Source organism: Vreelandella piezotolerans (genome assembly GCF_012427705.1).
Lineage (GTDB): Bacteria > Pseudomonadota > Gammaproteobacteria > Pseudomonadales > Halomonadaceae > Vreelandella > Vreelandella piezotolerans.
This window is the reverse complement of the sequence record NZ_CP048602.1, coordinates 1,300,738-1,322,761: the sequence shown is the minus strand read 5'-3', so window position 1 is coordinate 1,322,761 and position 22,024 is coordinate 1,300,738. Positions and strand designations below refer to the sequence as shown.

19 protein-coding genes are annotated in these 22,024 nt (G+C 58.7%); 14 read left to right on the top strand and 5 right to left on the bottom strand.

Annotated elements, in window-relative coordinates; translation table 11 throughout:
- Nucleotides 1-174 precede the first annotated feature (174 nt).
- The 5 genes from cysP (at nucleotide 175) to GYM47_RS06085 (ending at nucleotide 4,668) form a co-directional block, all read left to right on the top strand.
- Nucleotides 175-1,212 carry a thiosulfate ABC transporter substrate-binding protein CysP gene (gene cysP, locus GYM47_RS06105; RefSeq protein ID WP_153842416.1) on the top strand — a complete coding sequence of 346 codons (1,038 nt, stop codon included), beginning with the start codon at nucleotides 175-177 and terminating at the stop codon, nucleotides 1,210-1,212.
- Between the two features lie 9 nt (nucleotides 1,213-1,221).
- Nucleotides 1,222-2,076 (top strand): sulfate ABC transporter permease subunit CysT, encoded by an 855-nt coding sequence (gene cysT, locus GYM47_RS06100; RefSeq protein WP_139525578.1) that lies wholly within the window; start codon nucleotides 1,222-1,224, stop codon nucleotides 2,074-2,076.
- Nucleotides 2,076-2,903, top strand: coding sequence for a sulfate ABC transporter permease subunit CysW (gene cysW, locus GYM47_RS06095; RefSeq protein WP_139525577.1), 828 nt, complete (start codon nucleotides 2,076-2,078; stop codon nucleotides 2,901-2,903). Before cysT ends, cysW begins: the two co-directional genes overlap by 1 nt.
- Entirely contained in the window at nucleotides 2,900-3,994 is a 1,095-nt protein-coding gene (locus GYM47_RS06090) for a sulfate/molybdate ABC transporter ATP-binding protein (protein ID WP_153842415.1), read from the top strand. Before cysW ends, GYM47_RS06090 begins: the two co-directional genes overlap by 4 nt.
- 80 nt (nucleotides 3,995-4,074) lie before the next feature.
- Entirely contained in the window at nucleotides 4,075-4,668 is a 594-nt protein-coding gene (locus tag GYM47_RS06085; RefSeq protein WP_139525575.1) for a YajG family lipoprotein, read from the top strand.
- An 8-nt stretch (nucleotides 4,669-4,676) separates the two neighbouring features.
- On the opposite strand, the gene GYM47_RS06080 is transcribed toward GYM47_RS06085, so the two are convergent.
- The 3 genes from GYM47_RS06080 to GYM47_RS06070 all read right to left on the bottom strand — a co-directional run bounded on the left by GYM47_RS06080 (nucleotide 4,677) and on the right by GYM47_RS06070 (nucleotide 6,391).
- Nucleotides 4,677-5,309, bottom strand: coding sequence for a thiopurine S-methyltransferase (locus GYM47_RS06080; RefSeq protein WP_153842414.1), 633 nt, complete (start codon nucleotides 5,307-5,309; stop codon nucleotides 4,677-4,679).
- A gap of 31 nt (nucleotides 5,310-5,340) precedes the next feature.
- A complete protein-coding gene (locus GYM47_RS06075; RefSeq protein ID WP_139525573.1) occupies nucleotides 5,341-5,976 on the bottom strand; it encodes a TIGR04211 family SH3 domain-containing protein in 636 nt (211 codons plus the stop codon).
- Between the two features lie 85 nt (nucleotides 5,977-6,061).
- Nucleotides 6,062-6,391 (bottom strand): DUF1820 family protein, encoded by a 330-nt coding sequence (locus GYM47_RS06070; RefSeq protein ID WP_009100748.1) that lies wholly within the window; start codon nucleotides 6,389-6,391, stop codon nucleotides 6,062-6,064.
- A 208-nt stretch (nucleotides 6,392-6,599) separates the two neighbouring features.
- Between GYM47_RS06070 and GYM47_RS06065 the strand changes: the two genes are divergently transcribed.
- Genes GYM47_RS06065 through GYM47_RS06055 form a run of 3 tightly spaced genes read left to right on the top strand, consistent with a single transcriptional unit; the run spans nucleotide 6,600 to nucleotide 10,664 of the window.
- Complete coding sequence (locus GYM47_RS06065) at nucleotides 6,600-7,823, top strand: ATP-grasp domain-containing protein (RefSeq protein WP_139525572.1); 1,224 nt, start codon at nucleotides 6,600-6,602, stop codon at nucleotides 7,821-7,823.
- Between the two features lie 30 nt (nucleotides 7,824-7,853).
- Complete coding sequence (locus GYM47_RS06060; protein WP_139525571.1) at nucleotides 7,854-9,878, top strand: hypothetical protein; 2,025 nt, start codon at nucleotides 7,854-7,856, stop codon at nucleotides 9,876-9,878.
- A 33-nt stretch (nucleotides 9,879-9,911) separates the two neighbouring features.
- The gene (locus GYM47_RS06055; protein WP_139525570.1) at nucleotides 9,912-10,664 is read left to right on the top strand and encodes a TlyA family RNA methyltransferase; all 753 of its coding nucleotides are present in this window, start codon (nucleotides 9,912-9,914) and stop codon (nucleotides 10,662-10,664) included.
- 3 nt (nucleotides 10,665-10,667) lie between these two features.
- Here the strand turns inward: GYM47_RS06055 and mscK are convergent, their stop codons facing one another.
- Nucleotides 10,668-14,003, bottom strand: coding sequence for a mechanosensitive channel MscK (gene mscK, locus GYM47_RS06050; RefSeq protein WP_153842413.1), 3,336 nt, complete (start codon nucleotides 14,001-14,003; stop codon nucleotides 10,668-10,670).
- Nucleotides 14,004-14,180: 177 nt separating this feature from the next.
- Between mscK and GYM47_RS06045 the strand changes: the two genes are divergently transcribed.
- The 4 genes from GYM47_RS06045 (at nucleotide 14,181) to GYM47_RS06030 (ending at nucleotide 16,311) form a co-directional block, all read left to right on the top strand.
- Entirely contained in the window at nucleotides 14,181-15,212 is a 1,032-nt protein-coding gene (locus tag GYM47_RS06045) for a phospholipase A (protein WP_139525568.1), read from the top strand.
- Nucleotides 15,213-15,300: 88 nt separating this feature from the next.
- Complete coding sequence (locus tag GYM47_RS06040) at nucleotides 15,301-15,633, top strand: ElaB/YgaM/YqjD family protein (RefSeq protein WP_139525567.1); 333 nt, start codon at nucleotides 15,301-15,303, stop codon at nucleotides 15,631-15,633.
- Entirely contained in the window at nucleotides 15,633-16,028 is a 396-nt protein-coding gene (locus tag GYM47_RS06035; protein ID WP_153842412.1) for a phage holin family protein, read from the top strand. Before GYM47_RS06040 ends, GYM47_RS06035 begins: the two co-directional genes overlap by 1 nt.
- Entirely contained in the window at nucleotides 16,012-16,311 is a 300-nt protein-coding gene (locus GYM47_RS06030) for a YqjK family protein (RefSeq protein ID WP_137093870.1), read from the top strand. Before GYM47_RS06035 ends, GYM47_RS06030 begins: the two co-directional genes overlap by 17 nt.
- A 95-nt stretch (nucleotides 16,312-16,406) precedes the next feature.
- On the opposite strand, the gene GYM47_RS06025 is transcribed toward GYM47_RS06030, so the two are convergent.
- A complete protein-coding gene (locus GYM47_RS06025) occupies nucleotides 16,407-17,591 on the bottom strand; it encodes a BaiN/RdsA family NAD(P)/FAD-dependent oxidoreductase (protein WP_153842411.1) in 1,185 nt (394 codons plus the stop codon).
- A 196-nt stretch (nucleotides 17,592-17,787) separates the two neighbouring features.
- Between GYM47_RS06025 and GYM47_RS06020 the strand changes: the two genes are divergently transcribed.
- Both GYM47_RS06020 and GYM47_RS06015 read left to right on the top strand, forming a co-directional pair.
- Entirely contained in the window at nucleotides 17,788-18,852 is a 1,065-nt protein-coding gene (locus tag GYM47_RS06020) for an efflux RND transporter periplasmic adaptor subunit (RefSeq protein WP_153842410.1), read from the top strand.
- Nucleotides 18,852-21,992 (top strand): efflux RND transporter permease subunit, encoded by a 3,141-nt coding sequence (locus GYM47_RS06015; RefSeq protein ID WP_153842409.1) that lies wholly within the window; start codon nucleotides 18,852-18,854, stop codon nucleotides 21,990-21,992. Before GYM47_RS06020 ends, GYM47_RS06015 begins: the two co-directional genes overlap by 1 nt.
- The last annotated feature ends 32 nt before the right edge of the window (nucleotides 21,993-22,024 follow it).

Sequence of the window (22,024 nt, the reverse complement as noted above, 5' to 3'; positions counted from 1 at the left end):
GAAGCCCTATGCCCAGAACGCACGACCAACCAGCCTGAAAGACGGGCCATGCTCGCTCGATACGTCAACACATATTTCCAAATAGAATATAAAACACGATTGTAATTCCACAATCCAAGGTTTAACCTTAACAGCATTGCGAGCATCATCGCCCATCGTTTCTAGGAGTTTGCAATGACGTCATCCACTGCATTCCGTACTACCCTTCGCCGCAGCCTGCTGGCCGTCGCCCTAGGTACTGCCGTTTCTGGCATGACCTTCTCCAGCGCTGCCGTTGCTCAGGAACGCGAGCTACTGAACTCTTCCTACGACATCGCCCGTGAGCTGTTTGCCGCCATCAACCCAGAGTTCCAGGCATGGTGGGAAGAGGCGCATGACGAAGAAGTCGCCATCAGTCAGTCGCACGGCGGCTCCTCTGCTCAGGCGCGTGCCATCATGCAGGGGCTACGTGCCGACGTCGTGACGTTCAACCAAGTGACCGATGTTCAGGTACTGGCCGATGCGGGTCTGGTAGCAGAAGATTGGCAGGATGCGTTCCCGAACAACGCCTCGCCCTACTACTCCACCACGGCGTTTTTGGTGCGTAAAGGCAACCCTAAGGGCATCGAAAGCTGGGATGACTTAGCCCAGGAAGACGTTCAGATCGTTTTCCCTAACCCGAAAACCTCGGGTAACGGCCGCTACACCTACTTAGCCGCTTGGGGCTTCGCCGAAAACGAATTCGACGGTGACGAAGAGCAGATACAGGACTTCATGCGCACTTTCCTGCGTAACGTTGCCGTCTTCGACACCGGCGGCCGTGGTGCCACGACCAGCTTCATCGAGCGCGGCATTGGTGATGTATTGATCAGCTTCGAGTCAGAAGTGAACAATATCCGCAGCGAGTACGGCAGCGATGACTACGAAGTGGTCGTTCCGCCAGTCAGCATTCTGGCCGAATTCCCGGTGGCAGTCGTGGGTGAGAACGCCGAGCGTAACGGGAACAGCGACCTCGCCCAGGGCTACCTGGAGTACCTCTACACCGAAGAAGCGCAGCGCCAGCTAGCAGGTTTCAACTACCGCGTTCATAACGAGACGGTGGTCGACGAGTTTGCCGACCAGTTCCCCGACACCGAGCTATTCGAAGTCGAGAACGTGTTCGGCAGCTGGGAAGAAGCGATGGAGACCCACTTCGAAGGCGGTGCTCTTCTCGATCAACTGCAGCGTCGTTAACGGTATCTCATGAGCCAGTTAGCATTTTGGCGATCCGGCAGCACGCGCGTGCTGCCGGGTTTTGGTCTATCCATGGGCATCAGCGTGCTGTTCATCTCGCTGGTACTGCTTCTGCCGATGACGGGGCTGTTCGGTCAGCTTTCCGAACTGAGCTTGGCCGAGTATGTTGCGATCATCACCGAGGGCCGCGTGGTGGCCAGCTACATGGTCACCATCGGCGCGGCAGCGGTCGCCGCGCTGGTGAATGCGGTATTTGGCCTGCTTTTGGCTTGGGTACTGGTACGCTATGAGTTCCCCGGCAAACGCCTGCTCGATGCGCTGATGGATCTCCCTTTTGCCCTGCCCACCGCAGTGGCAGGCATTACCCTCGCCACGCTTTATGCGGGCAACGGTTGGGTGGGCAGTATCATCGAGCCGATGGGGTTTCAGGTCGCTTATACTTGGGTGGGAATTGCCCTAGCGATGGCCTTCACCAGTATCCCTTTCGTGGTGCGCACGGTTCAGCCGGTGCTGGAAGATTTACCCGCCGAAGTGGACGAAGCCGCGATGTCCCTGGGTGCCACCGATGGCGTGGCATTTCGCCGCGTCATCATGCCGCATCTATGGCCCGCGCTCGTCACCGGCACCGGGCTTGCCTTCGTGCGCTCACTGGGCGAGTTCGGCGCGATCATCTTCATTGCGGGTAACATGCCCTACGAAACCGAAATTACCGCGCTGATGATCTTCGTCAAGCTGCAGGAGTATGACTATGCGGGGGCATCCGCCATTGCCTCGGTGGTGCTGTTCGTCTCGCTAGCACTGCTGCTCGCCATCAACATCTGGCAGGGGCGTTTCGTGCGCCGCCTGCATGGAGGAAAAGGATAATGCGCCGGATTGGTGACGCGCCCACCGTGCGGCGCTTGTTGATTGGCGCAGCCTTGCTGCTGTCCGCGCTATTTCTGCTGCTGCCGCTGGTGGCTATTTTTGCTCAAGCGTTCTCTCAAGGTGTGGCAGTGTTTTGGGGGAACGTGAGCAATACGTTCACTCTGCACGCCATTGGTCTCACGCTGATCATCGCGCTGATGACCATCCCCATCTGCTTGGTCTTCGGTGTCGCCTTGGCGTGGCTGGTGACGCGCTTTAGCTTTCCGGGACGGCGCATTCTGCAAACGCTGATCGACATTCCGTTTGCCGTCTCTCCTGTCGTCGCTGGCTTGATCTATCTCCTACTGTACGGCCGCAACGGCTGGATCGGAGGCTGGCTCGATAGCCACGACATTCAGCTGATGTTCGCCTGGCCGGGCATTTTGATGGTGACCGTCTTCGTCACCTGCCCATTCGTGGCGCGGGAATTGATTCCGCTCATGCAGGCGCAAGGGTCACGCGAGGAAGAAGCCGCCGTGACGTTAGGTGCTTCTGGTTGGACGACGTTTTGGCGGGTCACACTGCCCAACATCCGCTGGGCACTACTGTACGGCATCATCCTGACCAATGCCCGTGCGGTGGGTGAATTTGGCGCGGTGTCGGTTGTCTCAGGAGCCATTCGCGGGCAAACCAATACGCTACCGCTACACCTAGAGCAGCTTTATCAGGACTACAACGCCGTCGGGGCGTTTGCCAGCGCTGCGCTGTTGGCGCTGATTGCCCTGTTCACGCTTGCGGCCAAGGCAGGCCTTGAATGGCGCGCATCGCGCCGGGAGGCATTCTCATGAGTATTCGCTTACAGAATATCGCCAAACACTTTGCCAACACCCAGGCGCTCGAACCGATCAATTTGGATATTCACGAAGGTGAACTGGTGGGCTTGCTAGGCCCCTCCGGCTCGGGCAAAACCACTCTGCTACGCATCATAGCCGGCCTGGAAAGCGCCGACCGCTCGCCGCAGCCGGGTAAAATACTGTTCGGCGACCGTGACGTTACCCACGTGCACGTTCGCGATCGTCGTATCGGCTTCGTCTTCCAGCACTACGCCCTGTTTCGCCATATGAGCGTCTATGACAACGTGGCGTTTGGTCTCACGGTGATGCCGAAAAAGCGTCGTCCTTCCAGCGGCGACATTCGTGCACGGGTGTTTAGACTCCTGGAAATGGTTCAGCTTCAGCACTTGGCAAATCGGCTCCCTGCACAGCTTTCCGGTGGCCAGCAGCAGCGCGTATCGTTGGCGCGCGCACTCGCCGTAGAGCCAGACGTACTGTTGCTCGATGAGCCGTTTGGGGCATTGGATGCTAAAGTGCGTCAAGATCTGCGCCGCTGGCTGCGTCGCCTGCACGACGAGCTGAACTTCACCAGCGTGTTCGTCACCCACGATCAGGAAGAAGCACTGGAGCTCTCAGACCGTGTGGTCGTCATGAGCAACGGCCGCATCGAGCAGATCGACACGCCGGATACGCTCTACCGCGCGCCGAAGAACCGCTTCGTGTTCGAGTTCTTGGGGGATGTGAACCACCTAGAAGGGCGCGTTCGCAATGGCGTACTGACCTGCGGCGATGCCCACCTGAACGTGGACTTGTCCGACGGCGATGAAGAGCTGTTGCTCCGCCCCCATGAGGTGCGCCTTGCAGAGGAGCCCAGTGCGGAGTGCCACCTACCGGTGACCGTTACCGCCATCTCCCCGGTCGGTGCCGAAGTGCGCGTAGAGCTAGAGGCCGACTGGCTAGCCACTCCGTGGCAAGCCACCGTTCGCCATGCCGATTTCGAGCGCCTGCATATGCGCCGCGGCCAGCGGTTGTTTGCCCATCCGCGCCAGTGGCACCGTTTCAAAGAAGAGGCCAAAATACCCGAGCAACAGACCCGCGTGGCCTAGCCATGGCTGGCGTCTCGCGTAAACTCAGGTCTATACTGCGGCCTTTGTCTCGTTCAACCAGGATGATTGCGGAGAGTAATATGCGTCGGCGTCACTTTTTACGCGCGTCGGGTGCGCTGCTGGCCACCTTACTGGTAGCAGGCTGCGCAAGCCCTCAGTATCTACAGCTCAACCCCACCCGTAGCGCCAACGTGCCACAAACCGGCTCGGGTCAACAAGTTACCGTCGTGGCCGTCGACGCCCGGCCGAGTGAAGTCATTGGTACGCGGACGGGCGGCAACATGTCCACCGCGCAGATTACCGTCAGCAGTCACGAATTGATCCCGCGCCTGCAGGCCGAAGCCGAACGCGCCGCCAGCGATATGGGGTTCACTCCCACCCGCGAAACCGCGCAGGGTCGTCCCAGTTTGACGCTAGAGCTTGCCAGCTTGGATTACGGACGTGGCGACAGTGGCCAGCCGCTGATCGATGAAGCGCGCATCGAAGGGGTGTTCCGTGCGATCGCACACAACCAGGGCACGACTTATACCGGCACGTATACGTCACGCCGTACCCAAGGCTACGCCATCAAGCCCGGCGAGGATGCCAATACACGTATGCTCAACGATCTGCTTAGCGATGGACTGAATCGGGCGTTCAGTGACCCAGAGCTGGGCAGGCTGCTAGCCCGATAAGCGCTCGTTTATACCCGTGGCCCGCGACGTTCTAACGCCCATAGGCTCTCGCTGCGGCCACGAGCATCAGCCTCTAGACGAGCCAGCAGCTCGACATGGAAGTTGGGCGTCATCAAGCGCTCGATTTCGTCATCCGGCACGCTAAAAGGCGGCCCCGCTTCGCCATCGCCATGGGTAAGCCCCACCAACAGCCCTTTTGCTCCCGGCGGGGTCAATTGCGCCAAATGAAAGGCATAACGCTCTCGCGTTGCCGGTGGCAATGCAATCAAAGAGGCCCGGTCGTAGAACGCGCCCACTTCTGCCGCTTGCTGAATATGCAGATGAAAAAAGTCACCGCACCACAGCTCGATACTGCCCTGCCGAGACACCTCGAACCCCGCTTGGGTATAGCGCGAAACACCGCTGCGTCGCTGAGCCAAAAACTGCTCGATGGCCTCCGGTGCAAGCTCGATGCCGAGCACTGGGTGCCCGCGATCCGCCAGCCAGCGCATGTCTAGGCTCTTCCCACATAGTGGCACCAGCACTTTGGTCCCATCGGCCACGCCTAATTCCGGCCAGTGCTTGACCAGCGCAGGATGAGTCTCCTCGAGATGAAAGCCGATGCGCCCCTCTTGCCAGCGCTGCCGCCAGGGATTCTCCATGAGCTACCTCGTTATTGCTTGGAAAGCACGTTTAGAACCAGCGATCGCGCTTTTTACGACGGCGCGGTAAATGCGGCACGATCAAGCCTACCAACAGACCGGCCCCTGCCACACCGCCACCGTACATGAAGTAGCGCATCAGCAAGTCCTCCTCCTGGGTATCCAAGCGGGCCTGCAGGGCGCGCACCTGCTGGCGAGACTGCTCCGCTTGATTGTCCAACTCGGCGTTTCGGGCTTCCAGGTCGGCGATACGCTGCTCGCGAATATCCAGAGTTTCCGTCATGGAGGAAACCCGCTGCTCCCAGGTATCGTTGATTCCGTCTAGCTCTTGCGTCAGCTCTTCAACTTGGGCTTGCAGCTCGGGAAGCTGCTGACGCGCGCTGGGCGTTTGCTGCAGCTCATTGCTGAGCACCCAAACGGTGTCGCCGCTGTTACTGCGTACCCGTGTGTAATCGCCGCTGGTTTCCAGCACCTCGACCTGCTCGCCGGCGTTCAGCGTTCCCACAATGCGATAACCATCTGTCGGCCCGCTACGCACATAGGTGCTCAGTTCATCGCTCACCCAAGCTTGGCTATCGGATTGAGCTAGCGCTGCTTGGCTGCTCACGGTTAACAGCACGCCCACAGCGGCGGCATAACAGTTACTGCGAATTTTTTCTACTTGCATGACGTCATGTCCTGGTCAAAAAAACGCGCGTGGCCGACGAAGCCGCCGCGCGTGTCGCTCAAAGCGTTGCGCATGTCTTAGGCGCTTACCCTTCCCCGCGGGGCGGTAACGGGAAGGGACGAGGAAACTCTGCGACGCGAGCATCACTTTTCACGGCTTTCAACGGGCCTTCACGCTCTACCTCATCGATCCGCACAATGGCATTCAACGGCAGGTAGCTACGCTTCACTCCCTCGAAGGTTCGCTGCAGTTTTTCCGCTCCTGGATCCACCACCACCCGCGACGCATCGTCAAAGACAAACTCCTCGACTTCAATAAAGCCCCAGAGTTCGCTTTGAAAGATCTCTCTGACGTATAAATCCCAAATTTCACCCTGCTGGTGAACCACTACACGGTAGATCGGCTTGGCCGCCATCTTGGCCTAATCCTCTTGCCACTTGAACGTATCGTTACTGGGCAAGCCTACCATATTCGCGCTGGGCTCTTTAGCAGACATCGCTAACGTGGGCGAATTCCCGCTATTTTCGCTTCAGAAGCTGCTAATTAGCCCAGAATGGTTCGGGTCGTGTATGGTGAAGAGAGCAGTTGGCAAGACCATTCATCACCCCAGAGGAGTCAACACCATGCAAAAGGATCCCAATAAGGGCTATATCGCCCTCTTAGGCTGGAGCCTCAATGCGATCGAAGCGGCGGAAAACTTTGACCGCCGATATATCGTGGTGGCACCCGACTGGGCGGAGGAGTACTGCCAAAAGCACGACATTCCCTACGTCCCTTGGAACTTCGAGCGCCTCAATGACCGCTCCATGGAGATCGCCGAAACGCTCAAGGAAAAAGGCGTCGACGTGGCGATCCCCCTATTCGAAGAGACCGTGGAGTGGGCGGGGGCCATCAACTCGGTGCTGCTCGACAATCCGCGTCTTTACGGCCAGTCGCTGCTACTGCGTGATAAGGCACTCATGAAACGCCGCGCACAGCTTGGTGGCATTCGGGTGGGCATTTTCGAAGAAGCCCACGACAAAGAGGATGTCATCCGCTTTCTCAAGCGCGTCAACCAGACGCTGTTGAAGCTCGATGGCGACCCCAACGACCCCATCCACCTCAAGGCCTTCGACAAAGCGGGTTGTTTGGGCCACCGGGTCATTCGTACCCCTGACGAAGTCGATACGATCCCCGAGGAGGAGTTTCCAGTCCTGATGGAGTCACACCTGGATGGCTGGGAGTTCGCGGTAGAGGCGTGGATTCACGATGGCAAAATCGCCTTTTTGAACATTTCCGAGTACGTCACGCTGGGCTACTCGGTCTTCGTGCCTGCTTCCCCAGAATTGGAGAAGTATCGCGCGCAAATCACCGCGCAGATCGAAAAACTGATCAAAGCCTTCGATATCGAATTCGGTCTGATTCACCCCGAATACTTCGTCACCAGCGACGGTGAGATGTACTTTGGTGAGGTCGCCTACCGTCCGCCGGGCTTCAAAGTCTTCGAACTGTTGGAGCGGGTTTACGGCTTTAACGCCTATCAGGCGTCCATGCTGGTCTTCGACCCGAAAAGCACCAAAGAAGAAGTGGCTGAGTTCTTCCCGAAAGAGATCGTCGATGCCGACGGCTTTGCAGGCTGCTTCGGCGTCTATCCACGCCGCCGCGTCGTGAGCCGCCTAGAGATTCCAGAAGAGACGGAAGATCACCCCTACTTCGAGTCTCACGAGCTGACCCCACCGCTGGAAGAGACCGTCACGAAACGCACCGCCTTTGGCACTCACTGGGGGTTGATCTACTTTAAGGGTGACGATGCACATACGATTCGCGATCTCCTCAAACGCCAAGAAGATCTCGACTTCTATGTATAATCCCCGCTTACGCTGGGATAAGGAGTCACCGTGACGACCAAGCACGAGGCTACTGCCACACAAGATGGCAAGCTTGCTGGACTACTGAGCAAATTCGATGATGCATTGCGCCTGCTTTCGCAGGCGCCAACCTTTTCTAAACCGTCAAAGCTCCCCCGCGTGCTCGACACTGCACGCCGCGTGCTCCTTCAAGCAGGCGGATGTGCCGCTCTGGAGCATCGCTCGATGGATATCGAGTCTGCCGGGGTCTTTGAAGGTTCCGATTGGGCAACTCCTCAGTTTTTGGTACCTACTTTGACGACCTTCTCGCTGAAAAGCGCCGATGCCAACGTGGTCGTCATCGAAGCGCTCAGCGAATTACGGCTTCTCGCCGTCGCCAAGGGCGATTATGCCCACCCGCTCGTTTCTCAAGAGCATGCCCATCACTACCTTACCCAGGTCATGGCGATCAATCTGTGGCTGCTCTTCAACGCACCCAGCGAAGCCGAGCGAGAGACCCAAGGGCGCTTAGCCAACATTTCTCGTCAGCTGTTTCACCATCTGGCCGAGCGTATCGGCTATGAGTACGTCATCGATCAGTTGATCGATGAGATCTGGCGCATTCTCAAGCAGCGCCCGATTCAGGTCGATGCCATTAAACAGATGATCACCCAGATTGCACTCTGCCAAGCCAATCCAGACATCGATCTAGGGGCCAGCGGCCATGGCGCGGATCGACTCGTCAGCTCGCTATATGGCCCGACACAAGCCTGCCGGGAAGATCCCGGCATCGATATCTACCGAGGGCGTCTGGAGCGAATGGATAACGCCACGCTTCAGGCAGAATCCATTGGTTTTGCCCGCGCCATGCACGATACCGGCCTGGTATCTCCTTACCATGCGGTGCTATTACGCTACCTGCTAGAAGAGGGCGACCACCTGCTCTCCGAAGCCCTTGGGCTCTCCTCCACCGGCCGCGACTGTTTGCTCTGCTACCGAGAGCTGGTGCATGCACTGATTCGCAGCGGTGTTTACCCGGCCACCGCGCAGGCGGTGTACGGTCTGGCACTTTTACTAGAACGCGGCATCCTCTATCAACCGCCTGTCGCACCCGCCATGTGGCGTCAGCTCAACCTTCAACTCTCCGAGTGGGCCGAGGCGCGTTTGACCCTAGCGTATGGCGAGGTAGCCTCACCCCGTGCACGGCTCATCGAGGGTGTATTGTGCATGCTAGGGCTACCGCTGGGTGTCGGTCAGGGTAACAACCCTACCTGCCAATCGGCGCGGGCACTCTCCATGTGGGCCTATAACGACCCGGACTATCTGCTGCAGATGGTGACTTGGGCGGCGCGGGACGATGAAATCATCATGCACTTCGAAGGCCAGCCGATTTCCTCCAACGAGAGTATCTCGGGCGTGGCTACCGAGCTGCCGATGGATCTCGATCCGGTGTCACTGATCGTAGTGCCCCATCTGGACCGAATTTATGCCGAGATGGGACGTCGCTGCTTAGGTCGCGAGGGCGATCCACACCGTTGGGTCAACCCTGAATTTCATGGCTGGTGGTCTGGCCGTGGCTTCAGCATCAATGTCGATGTCGCGACCGGCCAGTTGGCCGAAGTCGATAGTTTCGTCCGCCATTTTTATGCCAGCTATCATCCGTACTACAACGGCAACCAGCCGTTGATTCATCCCCAGCCTGCGGGTATTGCCGTGACCGACAGCGCCGCACGGTTTATTGGCTGGCACGCCATTACGATTTTGCGCGCCTCGCTAGACCCCAACGACATCATGCGGGTCTACTTCTACAACCCCAACAACGACAGTGGCCAAGATTGGGGCGACGGGGTCAAGGTCAGCACGTCCGGCAACGGCGAGCGCTTTGGCGAGGCATCCCTGCCCTTCGAGCAGTTCACCTCGCGACTCTATATTTACCACTACGACCCCTTAGAGCGCGGCGAACTGGCGACGGTATCCACCGAGGAGCTCGACCGCGTGAAGGGATATCTGCATCGTAGTTGGGGAGCGACTCGTCTCCCTTCCGCCGCGCTACAGGCTGACCAGGGGCCCCAATAACCCGGGCGCTTTACCATCACAGACATGACCACCATGATACGACTCGACCAACTGTTGGTCAGCCAAGGGCTGGCCAGTTCTCGTACCCGTGCCCAACGACTGATCAAAAACGGGCGCGTTTTTTTGAGCAACGGTAAGCCGCTGAGCAAACCATCGGAGAAATGGCCCTCCGATACGCCGCTACGCATCGACGCAGACCCAGAGGAGCGCTACGCCTCTCGGGCGGGGCTCAAGCTGGAGAGCGTGCTACTGACGTTAAATATGCGCCTCGACGAGCGAGGCGTGCTGGATATTGGTCAATCGACGGGGGGCTTTACCGACTGCGCCCTGCAGTTCGGCGCGCGCCACGTCATTGGTGTGGAAGTGGGCCACGACCAACTCGCCAGCCACCTGCGCAGCGACCCTCGTGTGACGTGCCTAGAAGGACTCAACGCCCGCTATATGAGCGGTGCAGCGGCGCTATTGAACACCCTCGCCGAACGGCCCATTGATCTTGCGGTCATGGATGTTTCGTTTATTTCCCAGACCCTGATCTTGCCTGAGGTTGCCGCACTGCTGCCACCCAGCGGGCAGCTCCTCTCCCTGGTCAAGCCGCAGTTCGAACTCGACCCAGGCGCGCTGGATAAGCGCGGCATCGTGCGCGACCCGCAGCGCTATCAAGAGGTAGAACACCACATACGCGACGCCTGCGAGCAGTGCGGCCTCGTCATCAGTCACTGGCAAGAGAGCCCGATTACCGGCAGCGACGGCAATCGGGAGTTTCTACTATTTGCCAGCAAGCGGTAGCGATCAGCTCAAGGTAGCGGGCGGGAGAGTCGAATCCGACTGCACGTTCACCGGCTCTCCCTGCTCACGATGTAGCCATACGTCCAACTGCTCGAAGGCGATTTTCACTCCAGCCTCCTTGAACAGCTCGTCCACCCGGCAGTTCACCTCGTCGGCAGCAAACAAGCGGTCCAGTAGGTCATTGACAAAAATACGCAGTTCGAAATTCAGGCTGTGTGGCCCATAGCTCAAGCAGAACACCTGCGGCTCCGGGTCATCCAATACGCGTGCGTTCTCATCGGCAGCTTGACGTAACAGTCTATGCACGAGTGGTAAATCCGAACCGTGGGAGACGCCGTAGGTGAGCACCACGCGGGTCACGTTGTCGGAGAGCGACCAGTTGATCAGTTGGTCGGTCACGAACGTTTTGTTGGGAATGATGATCTCTTTGCGGTCGAAGTCGGTCACCGTGGTCGCCCGAATGCGAATCCGGCTGACCGTGCCGTGAAGGTTCCCTAGCGTAATGGTGTCGCCGATACGAATGGGGCGCTCGAACAGAATGATCAATCCCGAAATGAAGTTGGCAAAGATCTCTTGCAAGCCAAACCCCAAACCCACACTCAGCGCCGCCACCAGCCACTGCAGCTTGTCCCAAGAGACCCCCAAGGTCGCCAGCGACATGACGATCCCGGTGCCTACGATGGTGTAAGAGAGCAGTGAGCTAATCGCATAAGCGCTGCCCTGCTTGAGCGCCAAGCGAGAGAGCACCATGACTTCGAGCAGTCCTGGCAGGTTACTCGCCATGATGAACGTGACAGCCACCACCAGCAGCGCCGTAAAAAAATCCGAAATGGAGAGAGCATCATCGACCAGATCGCCTTCGCCCGCGTCCCAAAGCGATACCTGGTCCAAGTAACCCAACACCGAGAGCAGGTCCGACCACACCAAATAGAGCAGCGCACTGAAACCAATCAGTAGAATCAGCTTGGAGAGCCGCAGCGACTGAGCGTTGATCTTTTCCATATCCAGCGGCGGCTCTTCGACTACCTCGAGCCCGCCTTCGGCACCCTCTTGCACCTGGGCGCGCCGTCTGGCCAGCGCTCGGCGGTAGGCCAAGCGGCGGGCGGCAACGGCCAAACTACGCACCACCGTCGCCTCCACTACCACCCAAAGCCCTAATAGGTAGAGCGTAATGGCAAAACGCGCTACCAGCCTGAGCGCCGTGTACTCGTAGCCCCAGGCAACCAGGCCCATCAGCACCAGTGGAACGGCGGCCATGGCGAGCCCCAAGATCAGCCTGAAAAGCCGCACACCAAAGATTGGGACATGGGCCAGGATGAGCTGCGTCAGCGACCACGCCATGGCAAGCAGCCCCCCCATGAACAGTGCCATGGCGACAGGGCGCTGGGCCAAGGGGGTCTCCATCTGTTCAGACATGGCCGCAATGGCCACGACCGGTACCAGCGCCATGCCCAGCCCAATCAACAAGCGACGCAGCCGCGCGTTGTACGCCGGTGACCAGGTAAAGTGACGCTCGGCGACGCCGTCGGGCACCAGCAGTCGCCGCCCAAGGGCTACCACGAACCAGCTCAAACCAAGCTGCAGCAGCGCCGGTGCCAGTCCAAGGGCCAGACCGCCTTCCGCCGTACGTAGGGCTACGCCCGTGCCAGCCAACGCCAGCGGGCCTGGTACCGCCAGCAGTGCATTGAGCAAAACGGCCTTGGGGGTATGCAGCTGGGTATCGCTCTTCAAACGGCCAATTTGTGAATGAATCAGCGCCAAACGCGCTTTGATATGCCCTCGCAAAGCGATTAAAACCACGCTCAACAGCAGCAGTGGCGCGCCCACCAACATGTCCCATGAGAGCCCTTTCCAACGAGTAGGCAACACCGCGCGCCACTCCCCTTCCCGCCACTCCTGCTGAAGATGCTGGGGCAGTTGGCGCAGCCAGTTCACATCTAGAGGACGACTGTTGGCCACCCAAAACAGCTGCTCATCGATGGTAGTGCGTAAATCTTGTGTCGTGCTGAGCAGCTGCTGCTGATTGAGCTGTAGCTCGATAGCCGAGCTTAATAGGTTGCCGTATGCTTGTTCGAGCTGCTCGACCAGCTCGCGTCGGGATTGATACAAGCGGGTCAGAGAATCCACCAGCCCTGGCGTGACATCGACGCCAGCCTCTTCCAGGCGCTGAGCTGCCAGCCGCTCGCCCTGCCGGAGTTGATCGCGCTGGCGGATGAGATCGAACTGCTTCAAACGCAGATCGGCGATCTCATCTTGCAAATCCCGGCGCGGCACCACAACGGGTAGCGATTGACGCTGTTCGCGAAGAATACGCGACAACAGTTGGCTGCCGCGAATCGCCTCCATCTGCTCGTTGAGGCTGCGCTGGAGCTGGCGAACATGCTCCAACTGGCGCTGCGCCTCGATGTTTTCGCGCACGATGCCATTGGCACGGTCCGTCGCCCGCAATAGCTCCAGGCTAAGCGTTTGGTTGATCTGCTGTGCATTCAGCACGACAGGGTGCCCCTCGGCGATCAATGGATCGTTCTTGGCGGCGTCGGCAATGGCCTGTTCAGACTGAAGACGTCGCTGGCGGTCGATCACGCCCTGGAGCAGGTTGAGCTGCTGCTCTTGCTGGTCGATTTGCAAGGCAATCAGGTCACGACGCTGCTGAGCCAGCTCGCGCAGGCGACTGTTAGCGCTCAACTCCCGCTGGTTCAGGGTGACCTCTTGCTCGGCCACCGCTCGCTCTAAGCGCCACTGAATGAGCTGGGCATCCTCACGGGCCGAAAGCTGGCGGTCGGCGAGCAGCGCGGCTCGGGTATCGTGCTCACGACGCAGTGTTTCAGCCCGCTGCAGCGCCTCGGAAATGGCCTGTTGCGCCCGCTCGGGCAGCGTTTGCGCCGCAAGGAGTTGGGAATTCACCTCGGCCATTTGGCTCTGGAGCTGCTGCAGTTCGATCACGGCATCCGCTTGTTCGGCTTCCAAAGCCTCTAAAGGCATATCGCTAAGGTTGTCGACCGACAGCTGCAGACTCTCCTCTTGCGCAGCGTTGAGCTCACGCTCCAGGCGTAGCAACTGCTCAGGCGCCTGACTGACCCGCTGCTCGAGTGCCTGCTGACGCTCTTCGATCGCTTGGAGCCGCTCATATGCCTGCAATGCAGCGGTCAACGCCGCTTGGTCACGCTGCTGCTCAGCGGTAGGCTCAGTTTCAAGAGATTCAATGACTGCCAAGCGTTCGGAGAGCTTAGCTTGAGGAGGAACGCCCTCGATCGAGGTGCTTTGAGCGATGGCGGTTTCCGCCAACAGCACTACCACAAACAGGCAGCCGATGGCGGCTTTCAGGGCATTTCTAAACACGTGACGGATGCCTCATAGACATATCGGCCCGCGATGTCGGGCGAGATGGCCATTGTCATGGGTAAGACAGCTCGACGCAATATTGTCAGCACGTCGCCATACGGAGTTGACTTACACAAGCGGCATGTATAGAAACAATGCTGGCATCTCTCTACTCTTAATTTGCGAGCCACGTTGATGGTTACCCGAAAACTGCTGTTCACCGGTTTGGCGACATTTGTGAGCGCGACCGTGCTCAGTCAAAGCGCCATAGCCGATTCCCGAGAAGACATTGAAGCGCGCATTCAAGCGCTCAATACCGAACTCTACCAGTTGCGCCAGCAGCTTCAGCAAATCGAAGCACCCGAAGATGCCGCCCAGGGTATCGAACCAGCGCCGCTGCCAGTCGAAGTAGCGCTAGAAGACCTGAGCGAACGGCGACAGTTGGAACAAGAGTCGTCACGTAACCCCTTCGCCATCACGACGCATCGCACCAACTATCTGTTCCCCATTAGCTACAACACGAATCAAAACGTCGAAAATTTCCGCAGCATCACAGACGACGTTCAACCGGATAGTGGTGAGGTCAAATTTCAATTCAGTGCCAAGTTCAATTTGGCCGAAAATGTCTTCGGTGACATAGGCGACGTTTACTTTGCGTATACCCAGCGAAGCTGGTGGCAGGCGTACAACACCGATGCCTCCTCGCCGTTTCGCGAAACCAACTATGAGCCCGAAGTGTTTATCGACTTCGACAACGCCTGGAGTGCCTTGGGATGGGTGAACACCCGCAACCGCGTGTCGTTCATCCATCAATCAAACGGCCGCTCCGATCCGCTCTCGCGCAGTTGGAACCGAGTGTACTTGGAAAGCACCTTCCAAAGCGGCGATTGGGCGCTCACCCTGGCGCCCCACTGGCGCGTGCCCGAGTCGGATAGCGATGATGACAACCCCGATATCGAGCGCTTCGTCGGCTATGGCGACATTCGCCTCGCCAAGCGCCTGCAAAACAACCATGAATTTGCCGGTCAACTGCGTGGCAACCCTAGCGCCGGCAACTACGGCACGCAGATCGATTACAGCTGGCCCGCGTTCAACGGCGTGCGCACCCATGTGCAGTATTACTACGGTTACGGCGAGAGCATGATCGATTACAACCACCGCGTGCATCGCCTGAGCCTTGGTTTTAGCCTCAACCCACTGTTCAGCGCCACTGGGCTGAACCGTTAAGCCAGTAAGGTTGTCTATATGATGATGACTGCTATGCTGAAGTCGTCACTCGAAGTCGTAACTCATTCACTCGTCAAAGGAAGACATCATGGCAAAACGTAATACAGACACCTCTGCCCGTGCTGACCAGCTCAAAGAGGATCTGCGTCACCTCAGCGAAACCGTCGAAGAGCTGATGAACGCCACCTCCAAGGATGCTAGCGGCGAAATGCGCGACCTGCGTGAGCGTGCCGAACGACGTTTGAAAGATACCCGTGCCCGCCTAGAAGCCCGCGGTGAACGTTTTTACGAAGATACCCGCGAGACGCTTTCAGAGCAGGTCGATTGCTGTGATCGTTACGTCCGTGAGAACCCCTGGACCAGCATCGGCCTTGGTGCCGCAGCGGGCCTTGTCGTTGGTATGCTCCTCGGACGTCGCTAATGGCTTTGGGTCCTACCCAACGTGTCTTTTCCGCCGCCAAACGCCTGCTAAAAACACTGGTTGCCAACAGTGAGACCCGCCTGCGTTTGGCGGTTTTGGAACTAGAGGAAGAGCGCGCCCGCTTATTAGTCTTACTGCTGCTTGCTGGTGCCAGCCTGCTATTACTGCTTCTTGGCATTGCTACGCTAACGGCTCTTGTCATTGTGCTTTTTTGGGACACGTATCGTCTCACGGCCATCAGCGTGAGTGCTGGTGTACTGATTGCACTCAGCGTACTACTCGCCGTAATAGCACTTCGTCAAGCCAAGCGTCATACGCTGCTCAAAGAAACGTTAAAGCAGCTTGCGGCGGACCGGGCCTTGCTAGAGGTGAATGAGGATGACCCGTCACGATAGCGTCGTTAAACCACTCAGCCGAGCAGAGCGCAAGGCGGCGCTGCTCGCCGAACTGGAGCAGCAGCGTATCGACATATTGGTCGATAGCGACACGTTGCTACATGCCTCTTCCCCGCTGGAACGTCATTGGAAAAGCGTCAAACTGCCGCTTTACGCCATTGGCGGCATTGCTGCGTTACGCATTGCACGTCATCCAGGCGGTGCCATGGTGCTAGGTCGTAAGGCACTGGCAGGTTACATGCTCTTTCGAAAGTTGAAGCTCCTTGCCAAAGTGGCGACATAATCGTCCGTTGACCGCTACGCCTGCGATAAGGATGATCCGACAAGCCGCTGCGGCTCACTTACCGCAGCGGCTTGTTTAATGCGTGTCGATGACACTTAACACGCTTGTCCACAGGCAACACCGCTAGCCCATGCCCACTGAAAGTTATAGCCGCCTAGTTGCCCCGTCACATCCAGCACCTCACCAATGAAGCGCAACTGCGGTAGGTCTTTGACTTCGAAAGTTTTCGATGAGATAGCATGGGTACTTACCCCGCCCATCGTCACCTCCGCCGTGCGCCACCCTTCCGTACCCGCCGGTTTTAGCTGCCATTGGTTGAGCCGCTGAGCCCACACATCAAGCGCTTCATTGCTGTACTGGGCCAGCGGAATAGCCAGCTCTGCGTTGGGGTACCACTCTTGCAATGCTTGGGCAAAGCGCTTGGGAAAACGCTCGCCAAGCCAGGTAGACAATAGGCGCTTAGGGGTTTCCTGCCGTGCATGACGCAAGGCCTCCGCGACGCTTTCACCCGGCATGAGGTCAATGGTAATCGCGCTACCAGACTCCCACACGCTGGAGATCTGCAGCATGGAGGGGCCAGACAGCCCTCGGTGGGTAAACAGCATCGGCTCGACAAAGCGCGTCTCCTTGCAACTCACCGCCGAGGGCAGGCTGACGCCAGAAAGCGCTGCGACCCGCTCTTTCCAGCTATCGCTCAGGGTAAACGGCACCAAGCCGGGGCGAGTGGGCAGCACCTCCAGGCCGAACTGGCGCGCAATGTCGTAGCCAAATCCCGTCGCCCCCATGGTGGGAATGGAGAGCCCCCCTGTAGCCACCACGACCACGCCTGCATCGATGGTCCCCATGGAGGTGGTCAGGCGCATGCCCTCCCCTTGGCGCTCCACGCGCGAGATGGAGGTTTTCAGTGCCACCTCTGCCCCAGCCCACTCACACTCGGTCATCAGCACCCGAACGATCTCTTTAGCGGAATCGGCGCAAAATAATTGTCCAGGCGCTTTTTCTACATACTCGACGCCATGGGTTTCCACGAGCGATACGAAGTGTTCTGGACGGTAACGTTTTAATGCGGAGATACAAAAATAAGGATTTTCAGAGTAAAAATGCCCAGGCGCCGTATCAAGATTGGTAAAGTTACAGCGGCCTCCCCCCGACATTAGGATTTTTTTACCCGCTTTGTTGGCATGGTCGAGCACTAAGACACGTCGCCCGGCATAGCCTGCCTGCGCCGCGCACATCAAACCAGCGGCGCCCGCGCCAATGACCACGACGTCGAAGACCATTACAAAGGCTCCCAAAAAGAATAAGCGGGTATTTTAACAGGTAAAAAGCACTACATTGCTGTACATTATCATCCTTAAAGTACAAGAAGAGCACAATATTTCGCTTGGCGGTACGGCACCGCTGCGCCTAGGGGCTGACACCGGCCTGGACGGTGGAGCGTAAAGCACCCAGTCCGTGAATGATATCGAGACACTTATGCCTGCATCGAAACGCACCTTTTGTGGCCTCTTACTACTGCTTGGTTGGGCCACTCTTGCCAGCGCGCAAACACCCCCACCCGTCATTGGGTATCAAGTAGCGTCCGACACCTGGTCGGACCCGCTGGAAGCGCTGGGCACTTTGAGCGCCGACGAGAGCGTGACATTATCCGCTACTGTCACCGACACCATCGCGGAGATCAACTTTGACGATGGTGAACAGGTCGAGCGTGGCCGCTTACTCATTCGTCTGGAAGATGCCGAAGAGCAGGCACTATTGAGAGCAGCGCAAGCGCTCACCGATGAGCGGCGCAATGCATCCGGCCGCGCCTCGCAGCTGCAGCAGCGTAACTTAGCGGCCAGAGCCGACGTCGAAGATACGCAATCCCAGCTCCGCCAAGCGCAAGCCGATGCCCAAGCGCTAGAAGCGCGACTCGAGAATTATCGTATCCTTGCACCGTTTAGCGGCAGGGTCGGCTTTCGTGATGTCAGTGTCGGCACGCTCGTCACCCCAGGTATGGCGCTGGTGACCCTCGACAAGCTCGACGTCATGAAGCTCGACTTCACCTTGCCTGAGGTGTTTTTGGGCCGACTCTCTGCCGGGCTGAGCCTAACGGCCACCACCGCAGCGTATCCAGACGAGGTGTTTCGCGGGGAAATTGCTAGTATCGGCACGCGCATCGATCCCACCTCCCGCAGCGTGAACGTTCGCGCCGAGCTTGCCAACCCCGACTTGAAATTGCGCCCCGGCATGCTGATGGAGGTCATCGTGCAACAGCGCGTGCGCGAGACGCTCGTGCTCCCTGAAGCCGCCCTTCAGCCCAGTGGCAACCGCCATTTCGTCATGGTAATTCAACAGCAGGAGGCCCCGCGCTTAGAACGCCGTGAGGTCGCTATTGGCGAGCGACGCAGTGGCGAGGTCGAAATCCTCGAAGGCCTTCGTGAAGGCGACTTGGTCGTGATCCACGGCCTACAGCTCGCCCGAGAAGGCCAAGAGGTCAGGCTACTGGGCATTGCCGACGAAACGACGGATATTCGCTCGCTGCTGGAGGCTGATCGCTAATGCGTTTATCCGATATTTCCGTCCAGCGGCCCGTGCTCGCCATGGTGATTGCGGCGCTAATCATCGCCTTTGGACTGCTGGCGCTCAATCGCTTACCGCTTCAAGAGTATCCCACGGTCGACCCGCCCATCGTTAGTATCGATACACGCTACCCCGGCGCCTCAGCAAGTGTGGTAGAAACACGTATTACCCAAGTGCTGGAAGACCGTATTGCCGGGGTCGAAGGTATCGAACTGATCACCTCTCAAAGTGAAGATGGCCGCTCGCGTATCGAAATCGAGTTCGCCATCACCATGGATATCAACGCCGCGGCAAACGATATACGCGACCGCATCTCCGGCGCGCTGCGCAACCTCCCAGACGACGCCGACAACCCAGAAGTCACCAAAGCCGATAGCAGCGAAGAGATCGTCGTATGGCTGAGCCTGTCGGGGGCGGACTACTCGATTGCCGAACTCACCGACTACGCCAACCGCTTTCTCGTTGATAGCCTGTCGGTGCAACCCGGCGTTGCCCGCGTGCGTGTCGGCGGCGGCCAAGATTACGCCATGCGCGTGTGGCTCGACCGTAACGCACTGGCGGCTCGCGGCCTAACCGTGGGCGATGTAGAAGACGCATTACGCGCCGAGAACGTCGAGCTACCCGCTGGCTCGATCGAGTCCGATGACCGTCAGTTCATCGTCCGTCTGCCGCGCAGCTTCGCCACCGCCGATGATTTTCAGCGCCTAGCGCTCACTCAAAGCAACAACGGTTATTTGGTACGTCTTGCCGATGTCGCCCGCGTGGAAGTCGGGTCAGTAGAAGATCGCTCGGTGTTCCGAGCCAACGGTGTGCCCATGGTGGGGCTGGGGATGATCATGCAGTCCACCGCCAACGTGATCGAGCTGTCTGAGGCGGTGCAACAGGAGCTGGAGCGGCTGCAGGGCACGCTGCCCGCGGGCATGTCGCTTGCCCTCAATTACGATGCCTCAGTGTTTGTCTCTGGTGCCATCGAGCAGGTCGTCATGACGCTCTTTATTGCCATGGGCCTTGTCGTCATCGTGATTTTTCTGTTCCTAGGCAATCTACGTACGACCCTGGTCCCCGCCGTCACGGTACCGATTGCCGTGATTGGCGCGTTCACGGCGCTGGCGGCAATGAACTTCTCCATCAACCTGCTCACCCTGCTTGCCCTGGTGCTGGCCATCGGGCTGATCGTGGACGACGCCATCGTGGTACTCGAGAACATCAATCGACGCATGCATGACTATGGCGAAACCCCGCTAGTGGCCGCTTTTCGTGGCACGCGACAAATCGCCTTTGCAGTGATCGCCACCACCCTGGTGCTGGTCGCCGTCTTTGTACCACTGAGCATGCTGCAAGGCGACATCGGCCGACTGTTCTCGGAATTTGCCCTGACCATGGCGGCGGCGGTGATCGTCTCTACCCTACTCGCGCTGACGCTAACGCCGATGATGGCCTCCAAGATTCTCAAGCCCGGCATGCACGACAGTCGTATTGGCCAAGGCGTACAGTGGTTGCTGGACGGCACTAAGCGCCGCTATCAATGCGCTCTTGAAACCGTATTGGCAGCCAAATGGCTGGTGGTGGCGCTGTTTGCTTTACTGATCACGGGTACGGCGTGGCTCGCATCGGCGCTGCCCAACGAGTACACCCCCCAGGAGGATCGCGGTAACTTCATCGTGCTGGTGAATGGGCCCGAAGGCGCCACATTCGACTACATGATGGACTACATGGACGAAATCGAGGCGCGGCTAACCCCCTTCGTAGAGAGCGGCGAGCTGGAACGCGTGGTCGTGCGCGCCCCGCGTGGATTCGGCAATATCGAAAACTTTAACAGTGGGTTCATCATCGTCAATATGGCTGACTGGGGCAGCCGCCGCAGTGCCTGGGAGATCATGGCTGACGTGCGCCAACAGCTTGGCTCGCTGCCTGGCGTCCAAGCCTTTCCGGTGATGCGCCAAGGCTTTGGCCAGCGTACACAAAAGCCCGTTCAGTTCGTCTTGGGCGGCGGCACCTATGAAGATCTTGCCCGCTGGCGTGATCGGTTGATCAACCACGTACGGGAAAACAACCCGCGCCTGACCGCCATCGAGAGCAACTACGACGAAACCCAGCCCCAGCTAAGGGTGGATATCAATTACGAACGCGCCGCATCGTTGGGCGTTACGGTGACCGAAATAGGCCGCACACTAGAAGTCCTGCTAGGTGGGCGTAACGTGACGCGCTATGTAGATGACGGTGAAGAGTACGACGTCATCGTGGAAGGCGACCGCAGCCGCCAAAACAGCCCGCGAGCGCTGGATAACATTCAGGTGCGCTCGGCGCGCACGGGCGAACTGATCCCGCTGGCCAGTCTCGTGACACTGTCCGATTTTGCCGGGGCTAGCACGCTGAACCGATTTGACCGGGTACGCGCCATCACGATCGAAGCAAACCTCGCTGACGGCTATCCCCTTGGCGAAGCGCTGGCCTACCTCCAAGACGCCGCGGATACGCTTCTACCGGAAGAGGTACAAACCAACGTGGCCGGGCCTTCCCGGGATTTCCAGCAGGCCAGCGGCGCAACGACGTTTCTGCTGATCCTCGGCGCGGTGGTGGTCTTCCTGGTGCTGGCGGCTCAATTCGAGAGCCTGATTCACCCCTTCGTCATCATGCTGACGGTGCCACTCGCCATGAGCGGTGCGCTGCTCGCGCTGCTACTCAGCGGCCAGTCGCTGAATATTTATAGCCAAGTCGGCCTAGTACTGCTGATCGGTTTGGCGGCCAAGAACGGTATCTTGATCGTCGAGTTCGCCAACCAACTGCGCGATGAGGGCCAGGGGTTTCGCTCGGCGCTGATCGAAGCCTCGGTGACGCGTTTGCGGCCCATATTGATGACCGCCGTCACCACCATGGCCGGTGCCATTCCGCTGATCATCTCCAGCGGCCCGGGGGCCGAGTCACGCCTAGTGATCGGCACGGTCATCATGGCAGGCGTCGGGGCTGCCACCCTCTTTACGCTGTTCGTCGTGCCGGTGGCCTACGACCTGCTGGCCCGCTACTCCGGCTCGCCTGGGGCGGTCAAGCGTCAGCTCGAAGAGGAGATCGCCAATGCCCCGACGGCGCCACACACGCCGCTGGAAACGCCAGAGCGATGAATCGACGGGCAGTAGAGACACCAAGGGCGCCC

Bases quoted from the DNA above. Each gene is read 5' to 3' on its own strand.
- cysP (WP_153842416.1), top strand. From the start codon at position 175: ATGACGTCATCCACTGCATTCCGTACTACCCTTCGCCGCAGCCTGCTG.
- cysT (WP_139525578.1), top strand. From the start codon at position 1,222: ATGAGCCAGTTAGCATTTTGGCGATCCGGCAGCACGCGCGTGCTGCCG.
- cysW (WP_139525577.1), top strand. From the start codon at position 2,076: ATGCGCCGGATTGGTGACGCGCCCACCGTGCGGCGCTTGTTGATTGGC.
- GYM47_RS06090 (WP_153842415.1), top strand. From the start codon at position 2,900: ATGAGTATTCGCTTACAGAATATCGCCAAACACTTTGCCAACACCCAG.
- GYM47_RS06085 (WP_139525575.1), top strand. From the start codon at position 4,075: ATGCGTCGGCGTCACTTTTTACGCGCGTCGGGTGCGCTGCTGGCCACC.
- GYM47_RS06080 (WP_153842414.1), bottom strand. From the start codon at position 5,309: ATGGAGAATCCCTGGCGGCAGCGCTGGCAAGAGGGGCGCATCGGCTTT.
- GYM47_RS06075 (WP_139525573.1), bottom strand. From the start codon at position 5,976: ATGCAAGTAGAAAAAATTCGCAGTAACTGTTATGCCGCCGCTGTGGGC.
- GYM47_RS06070 (WP_009100748.1), bottom strand. From the start codon at position 6,391: ATGGCGGCCAAGCCGATCTACCGTGTAGTGGTTCACCAGCAGGGTGAA.
- GYM47_RS06065 (WP_139525572.1), top strand. From the start codon at position 6,600: ATGCAAAAGGATCCCAATAAGGGCTATATCGCCCTCTTAGGCTGGAGC.
- GYM47_RS06055 (WP_139525570.1), top strand. From the start codon at position 9,912: ATGATACGACTCGACCAACTGTTGGTCAGCCAAGGGCTGGCCAGTTCT.
- GYM47_RS06045 (WP_139525568.1), top strand. From the start codon at position 14,181: ATGGTTACCCGAAAACTGCTGTTCACCGGTTTGGCGACATTTGTGAGC.
- GYM47_RS06040 (WP_139525567.1), top strand. From the start codon at position 15,301: ATGGCAAAACGTAATACAGACACCTCTGCCCGTGCTGACCAGCTCAAA.
- GYM47_RS06035 (WP_153842412.1), top strand. From the start codon at position 15,633: ATGGCTTTGGGTCCTACCCAACGTGTCTTTTCCGCCGCCAAACGCCTG.
- GYM47_RS06030 (WP_137093870.1), top strand. From the start codon at position 16,012: ATGACCCGTCACGATAGCGTCGTTAAACCACTCAGCCGAGCAGAGCGC.
- GYM47_RS06025 (WP_153842411.1), bottom strand. From the start codon at position 17,591: ATGGTCTTCGACGTCGTGGTCATTGGCGCGGGCGCCGCTGGTTTGATG.
- GYM47_RS06020 (WP_153842410.1), top strand. From the start codon at position 17,788: ATGCCTGCATCGAAACGCACCTTTTGTGGCCTCTTACTACTGCTTGGT.
- GYM47_RS06015 (WP_153842409.1), top strand. From the start codon at position 18,852: ATGCGTTTATCCGATATTTCCGTCCAGCGGCCCGTGCTCGCCATGGTG.